This is a genomic window from Propionivibrio sp. (assembly GCF_047602565.1).
In the GTDB taxonomy this organism is placed as follows: domain Bacteria; phylum Pseudomonadota; class Gammaproteobacteria; order Burkholderiales; family Rhodocyclaceae; genus Propionivibrio.
This window is the reverse complement of sequence record NZ_JASGGX010000001.1, coordinates 1,704,841-1,719,606: the sequence shown is the minus strand read 5'-3', so window position 1 is coordinate 1,719,606 and position 14,766 is coordinate 1,704,841. Positions and strand designations below refer to the sequence as shown.

The 14,766-nt window shown below is 64.7% G+C and carries 17 protein-coding genes and 1 tRNA gene; 16 read left to right on the top strand and 2 right to left on the bottom strand.

Features of this window, described 5'->3' with window-relative positions; genetic code table 11:
* The first annotated feature begins 3 nt into the window (after positions 1-3).
* Genes QM701_RS07975 through ybaK form a run of 3 tightly spaced genes read left to right on the top strand, consistent with a single transcriptional unit; the run spans position 4 to position 1,916 of the window.
* A complete protein-coding gene (locus tag QM701_RS07975) occupies positions 4-474 on the top strand; it encodes a methylated-DNA--[protein]-cysteine S-methyltransferase (protein ID WP_415166546.1) in 471 nt (156 codons plus the stop codon).
* Positions 458-1,375 (top strand): site-specific tyrosine recombinase XerD, encoded by a 918-nt coding sequence (gene xerD / locus QM701_RS07970; RefSeq protein WP_415166545.1) that lies wholly within the window; start codon positions 458-460, stop codon positions 1,373-1,375. Before QM701_RS07975 ends, xerD begins: the two co-directional genes overlap by 17 nt.
* Positions 1,376-1,430: 55 nt before the next feature.
* Positions 1,431-1,916 (top strand): Cys-tRNA(Pro) deacylase, encoded by a 486-nt coding sequence (gene ybaK / locus QM701_RS07965; protein ID WP_415166544.1) that lies wholly within the window; start codon positions 1,431-1,433, stop codon positions 1,914-1,916.
* On the opposite strand, the gene QM701_RS07960 is transcribed toward ybaK, so the two are convergent.
* On the bottom strand, positions 1,909-2,274 hold the full coding sequence (locus tag QM701_RS07960) for a dihydroneopterin aldolase (RefSeq protein ID WP_415166543.1): 366 nt from the start codon (positions 2,272-2,274) through the stop codon (positions 1,909-1,911). The two genes, ybaK and QM701_RS07960, sit on opposite strands and share 8 nt — an antisense overlap.
* A 107-nt stretch (positions 2,275-2,381) precedes the next feature.
* Here QM701_RS07960 and plsY point away from each other — a divergent pair, with 107 nt between their 5' ends.
* The gene (gene plsY / locus QM701_RS07955; protein WP_415166542.1) at positions 2,382-3,002 is read left to right on the top strand and encodes a glycerol-3-phosphate 1-O-acyltransferase PlsY; all 621 of its coding nucleotides are present in this window, start codon (positions 2,382-2,384) and stop codon (positions 3,000-3,002) included.
* Here plsY and tsaD read toward each other — a convergent pair whose 3' ends face one another.
* Entirely contained in the window at positions 3,003-4,028 is a 1,026-nt protein-coding gene (gene tsaD, locus QM701_RS07950; RefSeq protein WP_415166541.1) for a tRNA (adenosine(37)-N6)-threonylcarbamoyltransferase complex transferase subunit TsaD, read from the bottom strand.
* 131 nt (positions 4,029-4,159) lie between these two features.
* Between tsaD and rpsU the strand changes: the two genes are divergently transcribed.
* From rpsU to QM701_RS07890, 12 genes are all read left to right on the top strand, one after another.
* Positions 4,160-4,372, top strand: a complete 213-nt coding sequence (rpsU, locus tag QM701_RS07945; protein ID WP_012807257.1) for a 30S ribosomal protein S21 — start codon at positions 4,160-4,162, stop codon at positions 4,370-4,372.
* 124 nt (positions 4,373-4,496) lie between these two features.
* Positions 4,497-4,943 carry a GatB/YqeY domain-containing protein gene (locus QM701_RS07940; RefSeq protein ID WP_415166540.1) on the top strand — a complete coding sequence of 149 codons (447 nt, stop codon included), beginning with the start codon at positions 4,497-4,499 and terminating at the stop codon, positions 4,941-4,943.
* A gap of 68 nt (positions 4,944-5,011) precedes the next feature.
* A complete protein-coding gene (gene dnaG, locus QM701_RS07935) occupies positions 5,012-6,736 on the top strand; it encodes a DNA primase (protein ID WP_415166539.1) in 1,725 nt (574 codons plus the stop codon).
* Positions 6,737-6,805: 69 nt separating this feature from the next.
* Entirely contained in the window at positions 6,806-8,752 is a 1,947-nt protein-coding gene (rpoD, locus tag QM701_RS07930) for an RNA polymerase sigma factor RpoD (RefSeq protein WP_415166538.1), read from the top strand.
* A gap of 9 nt (positions 8,753-8,761) precedes the next feature.
* A tRNA-Ile gene (locus QM701_RS07925) sits at positions 8,762-8,838 on the top strand.
* Positions 8,839-9,108: 270 nt separating this feature from the next.
* The gene (locus QM701_RS07920) at positions 9,109-9,924 is read left to right on the top strand and encodes a transporter substrate-binding domain-containing protein (RefSeq protein WP_415166537.1); all 816 of its coding nucleotides are present in this window, start codon (positions 9,109-9,111) and stop codon (positions 9,922-9,924) included.
* A gap of 111 nt (positions 9,925-10,035) precedes the next feature.
* Positions 10,036-10,758, top strand: coding sequence for an amino acid ABC transporter permease (locus tag QM701_RS07915; protein ID WP_415166536.1), 723 nt, complete (start codon positions 10,036-10,038; stop codon positions 10,756-10,758).
* A complete protein-coding gene (locus QM701_RS07910; protein ID WP_415166535.1) occupies positions 10,755-11,411 on the top strand; it encodes an amino acid ABC transporter permease in 657 nt (218 codons plus the stop codon). Before QM701_RS07915 ends, QM701_RS07910 begins: the two co-directional genes overlap by 4 nt.
* The gene (locus tag QM701_RS07905; RefSeq protein WP_415166534.1) at positions 11,392-12,141 is read left to right on the top strand and encodes an amino acid ABC transporter ATP-binding protein; all 750 of its coding nucleotides are present in this window, start codon (positions 11,392-11,394) and stop codon (positions 12,139-12,141) included. The genes QM701_RS07910 and QM701_RS07905 overlap by 20 nt, the downstream gene beginning before the upstream one ends.
* 135 nt (positions 12,142-12,276) lie before the next feature.
* Positions 12,277-13,056: a FadR/GntR family transcriptional regulator gene (locus QM701_RS07900; RefSeq protein ID WP_415166533.1), complete on the top strand. Its 780-nt coding sequence runs from the start codon at positions 12,277-12,279 to the stop codon at positions 13,054-13,056.
* Positions 13,057-13,095: 39 nt separating this feature from the next.
* On the top strand, positions 13,096-13,893 hold the full coding sequence (locus QM701_RS07895; protein WP_415166532.1) for an HpcH/HpaI aldolase family protein: 798 nt from the start codon (positions 13,096-13,098) through the stop codon (positions 13,891-13,893).
* Positions 13,894-13,937: 44 nt separating this feature from the next.
* The gene (locus tag QM701_RS07890; RefSeq protein ID WP_415166531.1) at positions 13,938-14,762 is read left to right on the top strand and encodes an SDR family oxidoreductase; all 825 of its coding nucleotides are present in this window, start codon (positions 13,938-13,940) and stop codon (positions 14,760-14,762) included.
* Positions 14,763-14,766: the final 4 nt, after the last annotated feature.

The following is a 14,766-nucleotide window of genomic DNA, read 5'->3' as shown; positions in this document are numbered from 1 at the left end:
CCCATGGAAAAGCCGTTCCAGGCCGTCGTCGCCGCGCCGACGTTCTGCCTCGGCGTGCGCTGCGACGAGGCCGAGATCCTGGCGCTCGAATTCCTGCCGCCGCGCGCCGAACAGGCGCCGACGAACGCGCTGGCCGCCGAGGCGGTGCGCCAGCTACGCGCGTACCTGGCCGACGCCGACTTTGCCTTTTGCCTGCCCCTGCAACCGGCCGGCACGCGCTTCCAGCGCCGCGTCTGGGAGCAGATCGCGCAGATTCCGAGCCACCAGACGCGCTCCTACGGCGATGTGGCGAAGGCCATCAAGAGCGCGCCGCGCGCCGTGGGGCAAGCCTGCGGCGCCAATCCGTATCCGGTGGTCGTACCGTGCCACCGCGTGATCGCGGCCGGCGGCGGCCTCGGCGGGTTCGCCCGGCAGGGCGGCGACTTCTTCCTGGACGTGAAGCGCTGGCTGTTGGCGCATGAGCGCAGCCGTTGAGGCGAATCCCGCCGATCTCGCCGAGATCGACGCCTTTTGCGACGCGCTGTGGCTGGAGGATGGCCTAGCCAAGGCGTCGCTGTCCAGTTACCGCAGCGACCTGACGCATCTGGCGCGCTGGCTGGCGGAACGCCGGCAGCCGCCGCTATGCGAGGTGGACGATCCCGCGCTGACTGATTTCGTAGCCATGCTCTCGCGCACGCGGCGGGCGTCGTCGCAGGCGCGCTATATCTCGACCCTGCGGCGCTTCTACCGCTACCTGCTGGCGCGCGGCCGGATCGGCCGCGACCCGACCTTGAAGCTCGCCATGCCGGTCAAGCCGGCGCGCCTGCCCAAGGTGCTGTCGGAACGGGACGTCGAGGCGTTGCTGGTGGCCCCGTCCGTCGACGCGCCGCGCGGACTGCGCGACCGCGCCATGCTGGAGACGCTGTATGCGACGGGCCTGCGCGTCTCCGAGCTGGTCGGCCTCAAGCTGTACGAGATCAGCTTCGACATGGGCGTCGTGCGGGTGCTCGGCAAGGGCAGCAAGGAGCGCCTGGTGCCTCTCGGCGAACAGGCCGTTCACTGGCTGCGCCGGTATCTCGACGAGGCGCGGCCAGAGCTGCTTGGCGCCCACCGGAGCGACGCGCTGTTCGTGACCGGGCGCGGCGACGGCATGACGCGCCAGGCGTTCTGGAAGCTGGCGAAGCACCATGCCGAGGCAGCCGGGATCGCGCCGGCAAGGCTGTCGCCGCACGTTTTGCGTCATGCGTTCGCCACGCACCTGCTCAATCACGGCGCCGACCTGCGCGTGGTGCAGCTGCTGCTCGGGCATTCGGACATCTCGACGACGCAGATCTACACCCACGTCGCCCGGGAGCGCCTGAAGACGCTGCATGCGCAGCATCATCCGCGCGGCTGAGCCGGGGCGTATCCTGCTATGCTTTCGGTGGCGAGCGATTTGTCCCGAAAACATCATGAAATCCGAAAACTCTCCCGAAACCCCGGCGACCCGGTTCCTGCACCAACATGGAATCGCCTATTCCAGCCATCTTTACCCGTATGAGGAGCATGGCGGGACGCGGGTTTCCTCGCGCGAACTGAACGTCGACGAGCACGCGGTGATCAAGACGCTGATCATGGAGGACGAGTCGGCCAAACCGCTGATCGTGCTCATGCACGGCGACTGCAAGGTGTTGACCAAGGAACTGGCGCGGCAGATCGGCTGCAAGCGGGTGGAGCCCTGCAAGCCCGAAGTCGCCAACCGGCACAGCGGCTTCCTGGTCGGCGGCACCAGCCCGTTCGGCACGAAGAAGAAAATGCCGGTCTATATCGAGAAGACGATTCTCGATCTGCCGCTGATCTACATCAATGGCGGCCGGCGCGGTTTCCTGGTCGGCGTGCATCCGCACGACCTGATGCGCGCCCTGGCGCCGAAGGTGGTGGACGTCGCGCTCAAGTAGTCTGCGCCGGGCGGCCGCGCTCGATGACGACGCCGGCACGGCGCACGCCGCGCATGACGCCGGGCTTGGCGACCGAGACGCGCACCCAGGCGGCGCCGAAGTCGTCGAGCACCACCCCGGCGACGTGCTCGGCCAGCTTCTCCAGCAGGTGGAAGTGGCGCTGTTCCAAGTCGGCGCGCAGGCGTTCGACCACCGCCGCGTAATCGATGGTGTCGCGAATGTCGTCGCTGCTGCCCGCATGCGCCGTGGAGGTGCCGATCTGCAGCGAAATCTCCAGCGTCTGCGGCACGGTCTGTTCGCGCGGGTAGATGCCGATCAGGGTGGCGATGCGCAGTTCGTCGATAAAGATGATGTCCATTTTTACGCCGGGCGGGTCGGTGTAGAATCGCGGCTCGGTGCCGGGAGGGTCGCACCGGATGAGCGCGCATTCTACCTCAGCCGCCGTGTCCGATTTGGGGAAGCCCTATGTCCGAATTTCTGATCGTCGCATTCGCTGTCCTCGCCGCCTACCTGCTGGGGTCGGTGCCTTTCGCGGTGGTGTGCAGCCGGCTGTTCGGGTTGGCCGACCCGCGCAGCTACGGCTCGAAGAATCCCGGCGCCACTAACGTATTGCGCAGCGGCAACAAGGCCGCCGCGGTCTGCACGCTGCTCGGCGATATGGCCAAGGGCTGGCTGGCCGTCTTCCTGGCGCAGACCTACGGGCCGAAATTCGGGTTTGCGCAGGGATTGGTCGGCGCCGTGGCGCTGGCGGTGTTTTTCGGCCATCTCTATCCGGTATTCCTGAAGTTCAAGGGCGGCAAGGGCGTGGCCACGGCTGCCGGCGTGCTGCTCGCCCTCGACCCGTTGCTCGGCCTGATCACGCTGGGCATCTGGCTGGCCGTCGCCTTCACCTTGCGCTACTCTTCGCTGGCCGCGCTGGTGGCCGCCGCCGCCGCGCCCGTGGTCGCCATCATGCTCTGGGGCGGCGGCATTCCGGCGATGGTCGTGGGCATCATCGCGCTCGCCCTGATCGTCAAGCATTGGGCCAACCTGCAGCGTCTGATGGCCGGGACCGAACCGAAGATCGGCGCCGGCAAGAAAGCCTGATCAGCCGGTCAGTTCGTTCAGCGGCCAGCGCGGCCGCACCGCGAACGCGCCCGCCGGCTTGAGCGAAAGGCCGGCCTGGCAGCGCAGCGCGCCGGCCAGCGCGATCATGGCGCCATTGTCGGTACAGAACTCGAATTCCGGATAGAAGACCGCTACGTGCGCCTTGCCGGCGCGTTCGTCCAGGCGGCGCCGCAATTCCCGGTTGGCGCCGACGCCGCCGGCCACGACGAGCTGTTTGAGGCCGCCGTGCCTGAGCGCGCGCATGGACTTCTTGACCAGCACGTTGACGATGGCGTCCTGGAAGCCGCGCGCGATGTCCGCGCGCTGCTGCTCGTCGGGCGTGCCGATTGCGCGCACATGGGTCAGCACGGCGGTCTTGAGGCCGCTGAAGCTGAAATCGAGGTCGCCCGAATTGAGCATCGGGCGCGGGAACTGGCAGACGTCCGGCCGGCCGCGTTCGGCCAGCGCCGCCAGCGCCGGGCCACCGGGGTAGGGCAGTCCGAGCAGCTTGGCGGTCTTGTCGAAGGCCTCGCCGGCTGCATCGTCGAGGGTTTCGCCGAGCAGCTGGTAGCGGCCGACGCCGTTGACCCGCATCAGCTGGCTGTGGCCGCCGGAAACGAGCAGGGCGATGAAGGGAAACGTCGGCGGCCGGCGGGACAGGAGGGGCGACAGCAGGTGCCCTTCCAGGTGATGGAGCGGGATCGTGGGTACGTCCAGCGCCGCCGCCAGCCCTTCGGCGAACGCCGCGCCGACCAGCAGCGCGCCGGCCAGGCCGGGACCCTGCGTATAGGCCACCGCGTCGATGTCCCGCAGCGTGCGCCCAGCGGCGTCCAGCACCGTGCGCAGCAGCGGCACGGTACGCCGGATGTGATCGCGCGAAGCGAGTTCCGGAACGACCCCGCCATACTCCCGGTGCATGGCGATCTGGGAATGCAGGGCATGGGTCAGGAGGCGGCCGCCCCCTGCCGTATCGTACAGCGCGACGCCGGTTTCGTCGCAGGAGGATTCGATGCCGAGGATGAGCATGGCCGGCATTCTACCCGACGGCTGGGGGTTTCAAAAAAAGCAGGAATCTCTCTTGGTTTTTTACGGCGGGTTCCTTTATAATACTTGGCTCATTTTGTTGTCCGTCGAATCTTGAACCTAGGATAGAGTTAATGCCTGCCATTCGCGTTAAGGAAAACGAGCCGTTCGAGGTGGCCATTCGCCGTTTCAAGCGTACGGTCGAGAAGACCGGTCTGCTGACAGAGTTGCGCGCCCGCGAGTTCTACGAGAAGCCCACCGCCGAACGCAAGCGCAAGCTGGCCGCTGCGGTCAAGCGCCATCACAAGCGTATGCGCAGCCAGACCCTGCCGCCCAAGCTGTACTGATTCCGGATTCCTGATCGCCGATTAGCCGCCTGTCCGAAGATGGGCGGCTTTTCGCGTTTGTAGGAATCGATCCGCCGCCGTCCGCCATTGCGGGCGGCGGGCGGTTTTAGCAAGGAGTCTCGAGATGAACCTGAAAGAACGCATCAACGAAGACATGAAGGCCGCCATGCGGGCCAGGGAAACGGCGCGGCTGGCGGCCATCCGCCTGCTGCTGGCGGCGATCAAGCAGAAGGAAGTGGACGAACGCATCCAGCTCGACGATGCGGCGGTGGTTTCCGTCATCGACAAGATGCTCAAGCAGCGCCGCGATTCGATCGCCCAGTACCAGGCCGCCGGCCGCCAGGATCTGGTCGACGCCGAGAAGTTCGAGGTGGATCTGCTGCAGACCTACATGCCCGCCGGGCTTTCCAGCGACGAGATCGACGCGGCGGTGGCCGCCGCCGTGGCCGAAACCGGCGCCGCCGCGCCGGGCGATATGGGCAAGGTCATGGCCGTGCTCAAGCCGCGCCTGGCGGGGCGGGCCGACATGACCGACGTGTCGAAGCGGGTCAAAGCCGCGCTGGCGCGCTGACCAGGCGGCGCCGAAATGTGGAATGACTTCCACGGGTTGATGCGCGCGTTCCATTTCCCGTCCCAGAAGTGATTCCGGAGTCCTTCATCCAGGAATTGCTGCATCGGATCGACATCGTCGATCTGATCGATGCGTACGTTCCCTTGCGCAAGGCGGGCGCCAACTACGCCGCATGCTGTCCGTTCCACAACGAGAAGACGCCGTCGTTCACGGTCAGTCCGACCAAGCAGTTCTACCATTGCTTCGGCTGCGGAGCGCACGGCACGGCGATCGGCTTCCTCATGGAGTATTCCGGACAGGGGTTCGTCGAGGCGGTCAAGGAACTGGCGGCGCGGGCCGGCATGCAGGTGCCGGAGGACGACGCCAGGCCGCACGACGGGCCGAGGGTGCAGGCGCTGACCGAGATCATGGCGCGCGCCGCCAAGTACTATTACGAGCAGTTGAAGCGCTCCGAGAAGGCGATCGCCTACCTCAAGCGGCGGGGCGTCAGCGGTGAGATCGCGCAGAAGTTCGGCATCGGCTATGCGCCGGAAGGCTGGCAGAATCTGGCCTCGGCCTTCGAGGACTACTCTGTCGCCGGCCTGCAGCAGGCCGGTCTGGTGCTGCGCAGCGACCAGGGGCGGCTCTACGACCGCTTCCGCGACCGGGTGATGTTCCCGATCATGAACCCCAAGGGCGAAATCATCGCCTTCGGCGGCCGCGTGCTCGGCGAAGGCGAGCCCAAGTACCTCAACTCGCCGGAAACGCCGCTGTTCGAGAAAGGGCGCGAGGTCTTCGGCCTGCCGCAGGCACGCCAGTCCCTGCGCGAGAAGAATACGGCGATCGTCGTGGAGGGCTACATGGACGTCGTCGCCCTGGCGCAGCACGGCATCGGCAACGCGGTGGCGACGCTGGGCACGGCGACGACCGCGACCCACGTGCAGAAACTGCTGCGCCAGGTGGACCGCCTCGTTTTCTGTTTCGACGGCGACGCCGCGGGGCGCAAGGCCGGCTGGCGGGCGCTGGAAAACAGCCTCGAAGCCTTGCCCGAACAGAAGACCATCGGCTTCGTCTTCCTGCCGGAAGCCGACGACCCGGACAGCTTCGTGCGCGCGCACGGGGCGGCGGCCTTCGACCGGCTGGTCGCGCAGGCCATGCCGCTTTCCGAGTTCCTGCTGAAAGAGCTGGCCGCGCATTGCGACATGACCAGCGCCGAAGGGCGGGCCCGGCTGGTGGCGGAGGCCAAGCCTCTGCTCGGCCGCTTGCAAACACCGTTATTGCGGCTACAGTTGGTCAAGAGGCTGGCCGAGGCCAGCGGCTTCTCGCAGGTCGAGGTGGAACGCTTGTGCGATCTGAAGCCCGTGGCGCGCCCGGCGCCGGCTAGAGCGTCGCGTCCGGCGCCCTCGCTGCTGCGCCCGCTGCTGCGCCTCCTGCTGCAGAAGCCCGAACTGGTCCGGCGCGTGCCGGTGGAGGCGCTGCCCGCCAATTCGGAGGAGGCGCGCGCGATCGCGAGACTGTGCTCGACGGTGCTGGAGTGCGGCGATCCAATCCCGGCGTATGCCGCGCTGCTGGAGCGTTTGCGCGGCAGCGAGGATGAGGCCGTCCTGGGCGAGGCGGCGGCCGAACTAATGCAGCAACCGTTTGCCGAAGAGGACATCGATGCCGAGTTCAGCGGTGCGATCGACCGGCTGCTGGAAGCCGAGAGGAAGCGGGCTTTCGCCGTGCTCCAGGAAAAGGTGGCGAAGCTCGGCGTGGCCGGTCTGTCGAGCGAGGAAAAGGCACACTACCTGCAGGCGCTGGGCGGGCGCGTGTAGCGCGGCGAATTGGGTAAGTTATGGTAAAATCTAAGGTTTTTCCAGTGGATCGCTAACCGGGAACAGGTCATGGCAAGGGAAAAGGCAGCAAACAACAAGTCGGCGAAGATCAAAGCCGCCGAGCTTCTGGCGCAGATCGGAAACCAGCCGTCTCCGATCGACGAGGAGACGCGCAAGACACGGCTCAAGACGCTGATCAAGCTGGGCAAGGAGCGTGGCTTTCTGACCTATGCGGAAGTCAATGACCATTTGCCGGACGATGTGGTCGATGCCGAACAGATCGAAAGCATCATCAGCACCTTCAATGACATGGGTATCCAGGTCTACGACGAGGCGCCGGATGCCGAAACCCTGCTGATGTCCGAAACCACGCCGGCCGTCGCCGCGGACGACGCCGATGTCGAGGAGCAGGCCGAACAGGCGCTGTCGACGGTGGATTCCGAATTCGGCCGGACCACCGACCCGGTGCGCATGTACATGCGCGAAATGGGCTCCGTCGAACTGCTGACGCGCGAAGGCGAGATCGAAATCGCGAAGCGGATCGAGGACGGCCTGAAGCACATGATCCAGGCGATTTCCGCCTGCCCGACGACGATCGCCGAGATTCTCGACTGCGCCGACAAGATCACGCGCGACGAAATGCGCATCGACGAACTGATCGACGGCCTGATCGATCCGAACGCCGAGGAGGAAATTCTCGACGAACTGCCCGAAGAGGACGAAGCCGGCGTCGAGGACGAAGAGGACGACGACGGCGAAGGCAGCGAAGGTGCCGCCTCCGCGTCGCTGATCAAGCTCAAGGAAGACGCGCTGGTGAAGCTGGGGGCCATCAAGGGCTTTTACGCCAAGGCCCATGGCGCGCTCGCCAAGAAGGGCTCGCAGGACAAGACCTATCTCAAGTACCAGGAAAAGATTTCCGAGGAAATGATGGGCATCCGCTTCACGTCCAAGACCATCGAGCGCCTTTGCGATTCGGTACGCAACATGGTCGAGGAAGCGCGCGCCTGCGAGCGGAAGATCCAGCGCATCTGCGTCGATACCGTGCGCATGCCGCGCCCGCACTTCATCAAGATTTTTCCCGGCAACGAACTCAACCTCGAATGGGCGGACCAGGAGATCGAGGCATCCTCGGGCAAGGCCTATGCGTCGGTGCTCGCGCGCAACGCGCCCAACATCAAGGAAGAGCAGAAGAAGCTACTGGCGCTGCAGGATCGCATCGGCATCCCGCTCAAGGAACTCAAGGACATCAACAAGCAGATGTCCACCGGCGAAGCCAAGGCGCGCCGCGCCAAGCGCGAGATGACCGAGGCCAACCTGCGTCTGGTCATCTCGATCGCCAAGAAATACACCAACCGCGGCCTGCAGTTCCTCGACCTGATCCAGGAAGGCAACATCGGCCTGATGAAGGCGGTCGACAAGTTCGAATACCGGCGCGGCTACAAATTCTCGACCTATGCCACGTGGTGGATTCGCCAAGCCATCACGCGCTCGATCGCCGACCAGGCGCGCACCATCCGCATCCCGGTGCACATGATCGAGACGATCAACAAGATGAACCGCATCTCGCGCCAGATCCTGCAGGAGACCGGCATCGAGGCCGATCCGGCGACCCTGGCCAAGAAGATGGACATGCCGGAGGAGAAGATCCGCAAGATCCTCAAGATCAGCAAGGAACCGATCTCGATGGAGACGCCGATCGGCGACGACGACGATTCGCATCTCGGCGATTTCATCGAGGATGCCGCTACGCTGGCGCCCACCGACGCGGCCCTGTTCTCCAGCCTGCGGCTGATCACCAAGGACGTGCTCGACACGCTGACGCCGCGCGAGGCCAAGGTGCTGCGCATGCGTTTCGGCATCGAGATGAACACCGATCACACGCTGGAGGAGGTCGGCAAACAGTTCGACGTCACGCGCGAGCGTATCCGTCAGATCGAAGCCAAGGCCCTCAGAAAGTTGCGCCATCCGTCGCGTTCGGACAAACTGCGCAGCTTCCTGGACAGCAGCAATAGTTGATCGGTTTCCGGGCCTGTAGCTCAGTCGGTTAGAGCAGAGGACTCATAATCCTTTGGTCCACGGTTCGAGTCCGTGCGGGCCCACCAATAAAATGCCATGTAATCAGCAGATTACGTGGCGTTTTTCTTTTGGGTTTCCGTGCCAAGCAGCCAACACACGTTTTTTTCTGAAGCAACTGTTGACATATGCAATATGTCAGAGGTAGTGTGTTGCTTGAGCGCTCCTTATCAGTTTATTGCGCTCGCCGCGCAATTCGATGTCGTGTTTTTTCTCGGAGGTGTTTTCGGAAACAGTTGGTTGAAGTCATGCGGGACCGCATGAGGATCTGGGTGTTCATAACTTCTTAGGAGGGGCTCATGAGCTGGATCGGATTCCTGAAACGCAGCGCCGCCGTCATGGCGATGGGGGCAGTCACCGCGACGATGGCGATGTCTGCCGGCGCGCAGACCATCGACGATATCGTCAAGAAGGAAAAAATCACCATCGGCGTCCTGACTGGCATCCCGCCGTACGACGTGATCGATGCCAGCGGCCAGACGGACGGTTTCCTGGTCGACCTCGCCAGGGACGTGGCGCAGAACCTCAAGGTCAAGCTGGAGGTCGTGCCGGTCAACAACGCTTCGCGCGCCGCGGCGCTCGAGTCCGGCCGCGTCGACATGCTCATCGCGCACATGACCGCGACGCCCGAGCGCGCCAAGCTGTTCCTGATGACCAACCCGTACGGGGCCTACGACATGCGCTTCGTGGCCCGCAAGGACATGCCGCTGAACAAGCTGGCGGATCTCGCTGGCAAGCGGGTCTCGGTGCCGAAGGGCAGTACCCAGGACGTCGCGGTCAGCGGCTTCGACATCAAGGGGCTGCAGGTGGTGCGCTTCGACGACGATGCGTTGGCCATGCAGGCGCTGATCTCGGGCCAGGTCGACGCGACCGCGGCGGTGGCGACCGTGGCGAACGACGTCATCAAGAAACGCAACCTCACCAACCTCGAGGTCAAGACGGCGGTGCCGCTGTTCACCCTCTACTGGTCGATGGCGGTCCGCAAGGACGCCACGCAGCTGCACCAGTGGCTCAACAACTTCATCTACTACGAGGAAGTCACGGGCCGGCTCAATGCGCTGCATCAGAAATGGGTCGGCGTGCCCATTCCGGGAGGCAAGCTGCCGACTTTCTGAGCGTCCGCGCGAGGTCTCGGGTCGCCGGTTCGACCGGCGCCCTCTCCGGCGCCGTCCGTCGTTGCCGGCGCCGGGCCGGTCGGCTTCTTCACCTCTTCCGTTGGGTTCGACATGGCATACGAAATGCATTTCGGCGCGGTTCTGGCGCGCAGCTCGGAGTTCGTGGACGGCACCATCAATACGGTTCTCCTGTCCGGGCAGGGCATCGTCTGCGGGCTTGCCATCGGTCTGGCGGTCGCCCTGCTCCGCGACCACGGGCCGAGGTGGGTGAAAGGGCTGGCGCGCGCCTATGTCGAGCTGATCCGCAACACGCCGCTGCTGGTCCAGGTGTTCCTGTTCTTTTTCGGCCTGCCGTACATCGGCGTCCAGCTGACGGCCGATACGTCGGCGATCATCGCCATTTCGTTCAACCTCGGCGCCTACTCCGCGGAGATCTTCCGCGCCGGCTTCGGCGCGATCCCGAAATCGCAGATCGAGGCGGGGCTTGGGCTCGGCCTGACCCGCCTGCAGGTCATCCGGCACGTGGTCATCGTGCCTGCCCTGAAAGTCATCTACCCGGCGTTGACCGGGCAGCTGACCCTGACTCTGTTGGGCAGCAGCGTGGTCTGCGCCATTTCGGCCAACGAGCTGACGCTCGCCGCCTCCAAGGTCGAGTCGCTGACATTCCGCAGCCTGGAGACCTTCCTGATCGCCGGCGCCATCTACGTCGTGCTGACCTTCGTCTTTCGCCTCGCGTACTGGCTGATCGGGTTGTGGCTCTTCCGCAGGAAGGATGCCGCCGCTTTCCGGATGACCGAGGCGGTTGCCGTCCGGCGGGAAAGGGTGCAGGCATGATCCAGTCCTTCGGCCTGTCGAGCCTGCCGATCCTGTTGCGCGGCGCCCTGTGGACGCTGGCGCTGTCCGGACTGACCTTCGTCATCGGCGGGATTCTCGGCCTCGTCTTCGCGCTGCTCCGGAGCCTCGGGCCGCGCCCCGTCCGCTACGCGATCGCGGGCTACATCGAGCTGGTACAGGCGACGCCGCTGCTGATCCTGCTCTTCCTGGCCTACTACGGCCTGAGCTTTCTCGGCTTCTATTTCCCGCCGCTGGCGGCCGCGGTCATCTCGCTGTCGATCTACTGCACCGCGTTCCTGGCGGACATCTGGCGCGGCTGCATCGAGGCCATTCCCCGCCAGCAGTGGGAGGCGGCGGATTCGCTGGCCTTGTCGCTGCCGCAGAAACTGCGGCACGTGATCCTGCCCCAGGCGTTCCGCATAGCGCTCGGCCCGACGGTCGGCTTCATGGTCCAGATCGTGAAGAACACGTCGGTCACCGCCCTGATCAGCTTCGTCGAGCTGACCCGCGCCGGCCAGCTCCTCAACAACATGACTTTCCAGCCGTTCGAAGTGTTTATGACGGTCGCCGCGATGTATTTCGTCATTTGCTACCCGTTGTCCTATTACAGTGAATATCTCCAGCGAGGCAAACGTGTACGCGGTACAACTTAACGACGTGAAAAAATCCTACGGGGCGCTGTGCGTGCTCAATGGCGTCAGCCTTTCGGTCAAGACCAGCGAAGTCATCGCCGTCATCGGGCAGAGCGGGTCGGGGAAGAGCACGATGCTGCGCTGCATCAACGGCCTGGAAGCGATCCAGGGTGGGAGCATCCAGGTCGCCGGCTACGAGATCGTCCCCGGCGGGGGCCATCACAAGAACCTGCGCAGCCTGCGCCAGGAAGTGGGCATGGTGTTCCAGAGCTACAACCTGTTTCCCCATCTCAACGTCGCCGAGAACATCATGCTGGCGCTGCGCGTGGTGAAGAAGACCGGCAAGGACGAGGCCTGGGAAGCGGCCCGGTCCACGCTCCAGCGGGTGGGGCTGCTGGACAAATCCGGCGCCTATCCGGACGAGCTTTCGGGCGGCCAGCAGCAGCGCGTCGCCATCGCTCGCTCGCTGGCGATGAAGCCGAAGGTGATGCTGTTCGACGAGGTGACCTCGGCGCTCGACCCGCAGCTGACCGGCGAAGTCCTGAAGACCATCGCCGAATTGGCCGAATCCGGCATGACCATGATCCTGGTCACGCATGAAATGGGGTTCGCGCGCCAGGTCGCGAACACCACCGTCTTCATGCACCAGGGAAAGATATGGGAGCAGGGTCCGTCGAAGGAGATCTTCTCCGAGCCGCGGACCGAGGAATTGAGGCGCTTCATCCAGGCGGGCGTGGAGTCGGGAAAATAGGCGGCGTGATCGTGTTTCGTCGCGGTTTGGAAAAAAACATGAACGGCATGCCGTTCAACACGGGGATCGGCGGCATCCGCGTCAGGGCGCGGAATGCCGTCTTGAAAAATTCATATGTTTGAGGTGACTCACAAAATGGAATCGCTCAAGTCGTCAAGCTCGGGCAAGCCGTCCGCGCTCCCGAGAAAAAGACCCGACAGAGACAAGTTGTACGTGCCGGTCGTCGAAGCCTTCGAGTCGAAGATCCTCTCCGGCGAACTGCCGATAGGCGAGCGCCTGCCCGCCGAGGGCGAGATCGCGGAGGCCTTCAACGTCAGCACCCGCTCGGTGCGGGAGGCGATCCAGATACTCGAAACCAAGGGGCTGGTGCGGCGCAAGCACGGCGAACGGGCGCTGGTGGTGCGCGACGACGTCGGCGAATTCCTCGGCTCGCTCGCCGTGACCGTGCGCCAGTATCTGTCGCACAAGTCCGACTATTTCGTCCAGTTGATGGACGTGCGCCGGATCATCGAAGTCGAGGCGGTGGGCAGCCTGGCGGTCGGCGAAGGAAACGCCGCCGTCAACGGGGAAGTCGAGGACGCCATCGCCGGCATGCGCAAGGCGGTCGACGCCAACGATTTCTCCCTCTTCACCGCGTGCGACGCGGCCTTCCATCTCGGGCTGGTCCATTCGGTCGGCAACGAAATCCTGAACGTCTTCTACAACAACCTGTTCGCCCTGATCACCGAGACGATCAACGTGAGCAGCCGCGTGCCGAAGAAGTCGCTCGATGCGGCCTTTGCCGAGCACGATGAAATCTATCGCCTGATCAAGCAGGGCGACGCCGACGGAGCCCGGAACTCGATCCGCCGGCACATCGAGGGGAGCGCGCATTACGTCCGGGTGGCGCTCGACAACAAGTGGCAGACGGCTTGAACGTCAGCGGTGGCTTCTTTACATATTGGAGGATGAGCTATGTCGCAGGAAAAGATTCCCCTCAAGGCGAAACTTGAGCAAGGCGCTCCTACGTTCGGCGTCACGATGTACACGGGAACGTGTGCGATCGTCGAAATCGCCGGTAACTGGGGTCTGGACTTCGCCTTCATCGACGCGGAACACACGCCCTTCCAGATCGACCTGGCCATGGAGAAGCTGATCCTGGCGGCGAAGGTGGCCGGGATCGCGCCGCTGATCCGCGTGCGCGGCACGATCGAATGGGACATCCGGAAATCCCTGGAACTGGGCGCCGCGGGCGTCATCATTCCGCAGGTCAACACGGCCGACCAGGCGCGTGCCATCGTCAGGGCGGCCAAGTTCCCGCCGCAGGGACGCCGGGGCGGGGACGGTTCGGTCCGCTCCGCGGGCTTCGGCGGACCGGGCTTCAAGTGGTCGGCCTACACGCAGAGCGCCAACGAGAACACCCTGGTCATCCCGATGGCGGAGAGCTTCGAGTTTTTCGACAACATCGACGAGATCCTGGAGGTCGAGGGCATCGACGTGATCAACTTCGGCCCGGCCGACTACTCGCTGTCCCGCCAGATTCCGATCGACTATTCCATGTCGAATCCGGAGGTCAACGCGCGGCTCGACGAGCTGATCGAAAAGTGCCACCGGCGCGGCATCAAGGTCATGGCGCCATGCATTCCGCCGACGCCGGAAAATGCCGCCAGCCTGGTCAAGAAAGGGGTCGACATGATCATCCTGGGCAACGACGTCATGTTCCTCAATCAGGGCTGCCAGCGCGCCGCGGAGGCCGCCAGGGCTGCCGGCTGAGCCACCCCGGGGCGGCCCTTCGCTTTCTTGAGAGAGGAAAACAAATGAATCGCAAGGATGTATTCGATCTTACCGACCGCGTCATCGTGGTCACCGGCGGATTGGGCCAGATCGGCCGCCAGTTCACCCTCGAATTCGTCGACCGGGGCGCCAGGGTGGCCGTCTTCAACCGGCGCATCCCGGACGAAGCGGTGCTGCGCGAACGCTTTCCCGTCGATCCGGGGCGGCTCATGTTCTGCGCCGTCGACATCGCCGACAAGGCGTCGATCCGGCGCGGGCTGGCCGAGGTGACCGAAAAATGGGGCGTGCCGCACGTGCTGATCAACAACGCCGGCATCGACACCCAGCCGAGCGCGCCGCCGGAAGTCTCCGGGCCGTTCGAGGACTTCCCCGAGGAAGTCTGGCGGGAAGTGCTCGAAATCAACATGACCGGCACCTTCCTGTGCTGCCAGGTCGTCGGCGGCGCCATGGCCCAGGCCGGACGGGGCTCGATCGTCAACATCGGCTCGATCTACGGCATGCTCTCGCCGGTGCAGGACATCTACGCCTACAAGGAGAAGAAGACCGGCCGGCCGTTCATCAAGCCCGTGGCCTACAGCGCCTCGAAATCGGGTCTCTACAACTTTACGCGCTACCTGGCCACGTATTGGGGGCGCAAGGGCGTGCGCGTGAACATCCTCACCCCCTCGGGCGTGCGCCGGGATACCCAGGACGCGGAGTTCCAGGCCAATTACTGCGCGCGCATGCCGATCGGGCGCATGGCCGAGGAGAACGAGTTCAACGGCGCCATCGTCTTCCTGGCCTCGGACGCCTCGCGCTACATGACCGGGTCCAACCTGGTGATCGACGGCGGCTGGACCAGCTGGTAGGAAA

Coding starts and splice junctions, on each gene's coding strand:
- QM701_RS07975 (WP_415166546.1), top strand. CDS start 4: ATGGAAAAGCCGTTCCAGGCCGTCGTCGCCGCGCCGACGTTCTGCCTC.
- xerD (WP_415166545.1), top strand. CDS start 458: ATGAGCGCAGCCGTTGAGGCGAATCCCGCCGATCTCGCCGAGATCGAC.
- ybaK (WP_415166544.1), top strand. CDS start 1,431: ATGAAATCCGAAAACTCTCCCGAAACCCCGGCGACCCGGTTCCTGCAC.
- QM701_RS07960 (WP_415166543.1), bottom strand. CDS start 2,274: ATGGACATCATCTTTATCGACGAACTGCGCATCGCCACCCTGATCGGC.
- plsY (WP_415166542.1), top strand. CDS start 2,382: ATGTCCGAATTTCTGATCGTCGCATTCGCTGTCCTCGCCGCCTACCTG.
- tsaD (WP_415166541.1), bottom strand. CDS start 4,028: ATGCTCATCCTCGGCATCGAATCCTCCTGCGACGAAACCGGCGTCGCG.
- rpsU (WP_012807257.1), top strand. CDS start 4,160: ATGCCTGCCATTCGCGTTAAGGAAAACGAGCCGTTCGAGGTGGCCATT.
- QM701_RS07940 (WP_415166540.1), top strand. CDS start 4,497: ATGAACCTGAAAGAACGCATCAACGAAGACATGAAGGCCGCCATGCGG.
- rpoD (WP_415166538.1), top strand. CDS start 6,806: ATGGCAAGGGAAAAGGCAGCAAACAACAAGTCGGCGAAGATCAAAGCC.
- QM701_RS07920 (WP_415166537.1), top strand. CDS start 9,109: ATGAGCTGGATCGGATTCCTGAAACGCAGCGCCGCCGTCATGGCGATG.
- QM701_RS07915 (WP_415166536.1), top strand. CDS start 10,036: ATGGCATACGAAATGCATTTCGGCGCGGTTCTGGCGCGCAGCTCGGAG.
- QM701_RS07910 (WP_415166535.1), top strand. CDS start 10,755: ATGATCCAGTCCTTCGGCCTGTCGAGCCTGCCGATCCTGTTGCGCGGC.
- QM701_RS07900 (WP_415166533.1), top strand. CDS start 12,277: ATGGAATCGCTCAAGTCGTCAAGCTCGGGCAAGCCGTCCGCGCTCCCG.
- QM701_RS07895 (WP_415166532.1), top strand. CDS start 13,096: ATGTCGCAGGAAAAGATTCCCCTCAAGGCGAAACTTGAGCAAGGCGCT.
- QM701_RS07890 (WP_415166531.1), top strand. CDS start 13,938: ATGAATCGCAAGGATGTATTCGATCTTACCGACCGCGTCATCGTGGTC.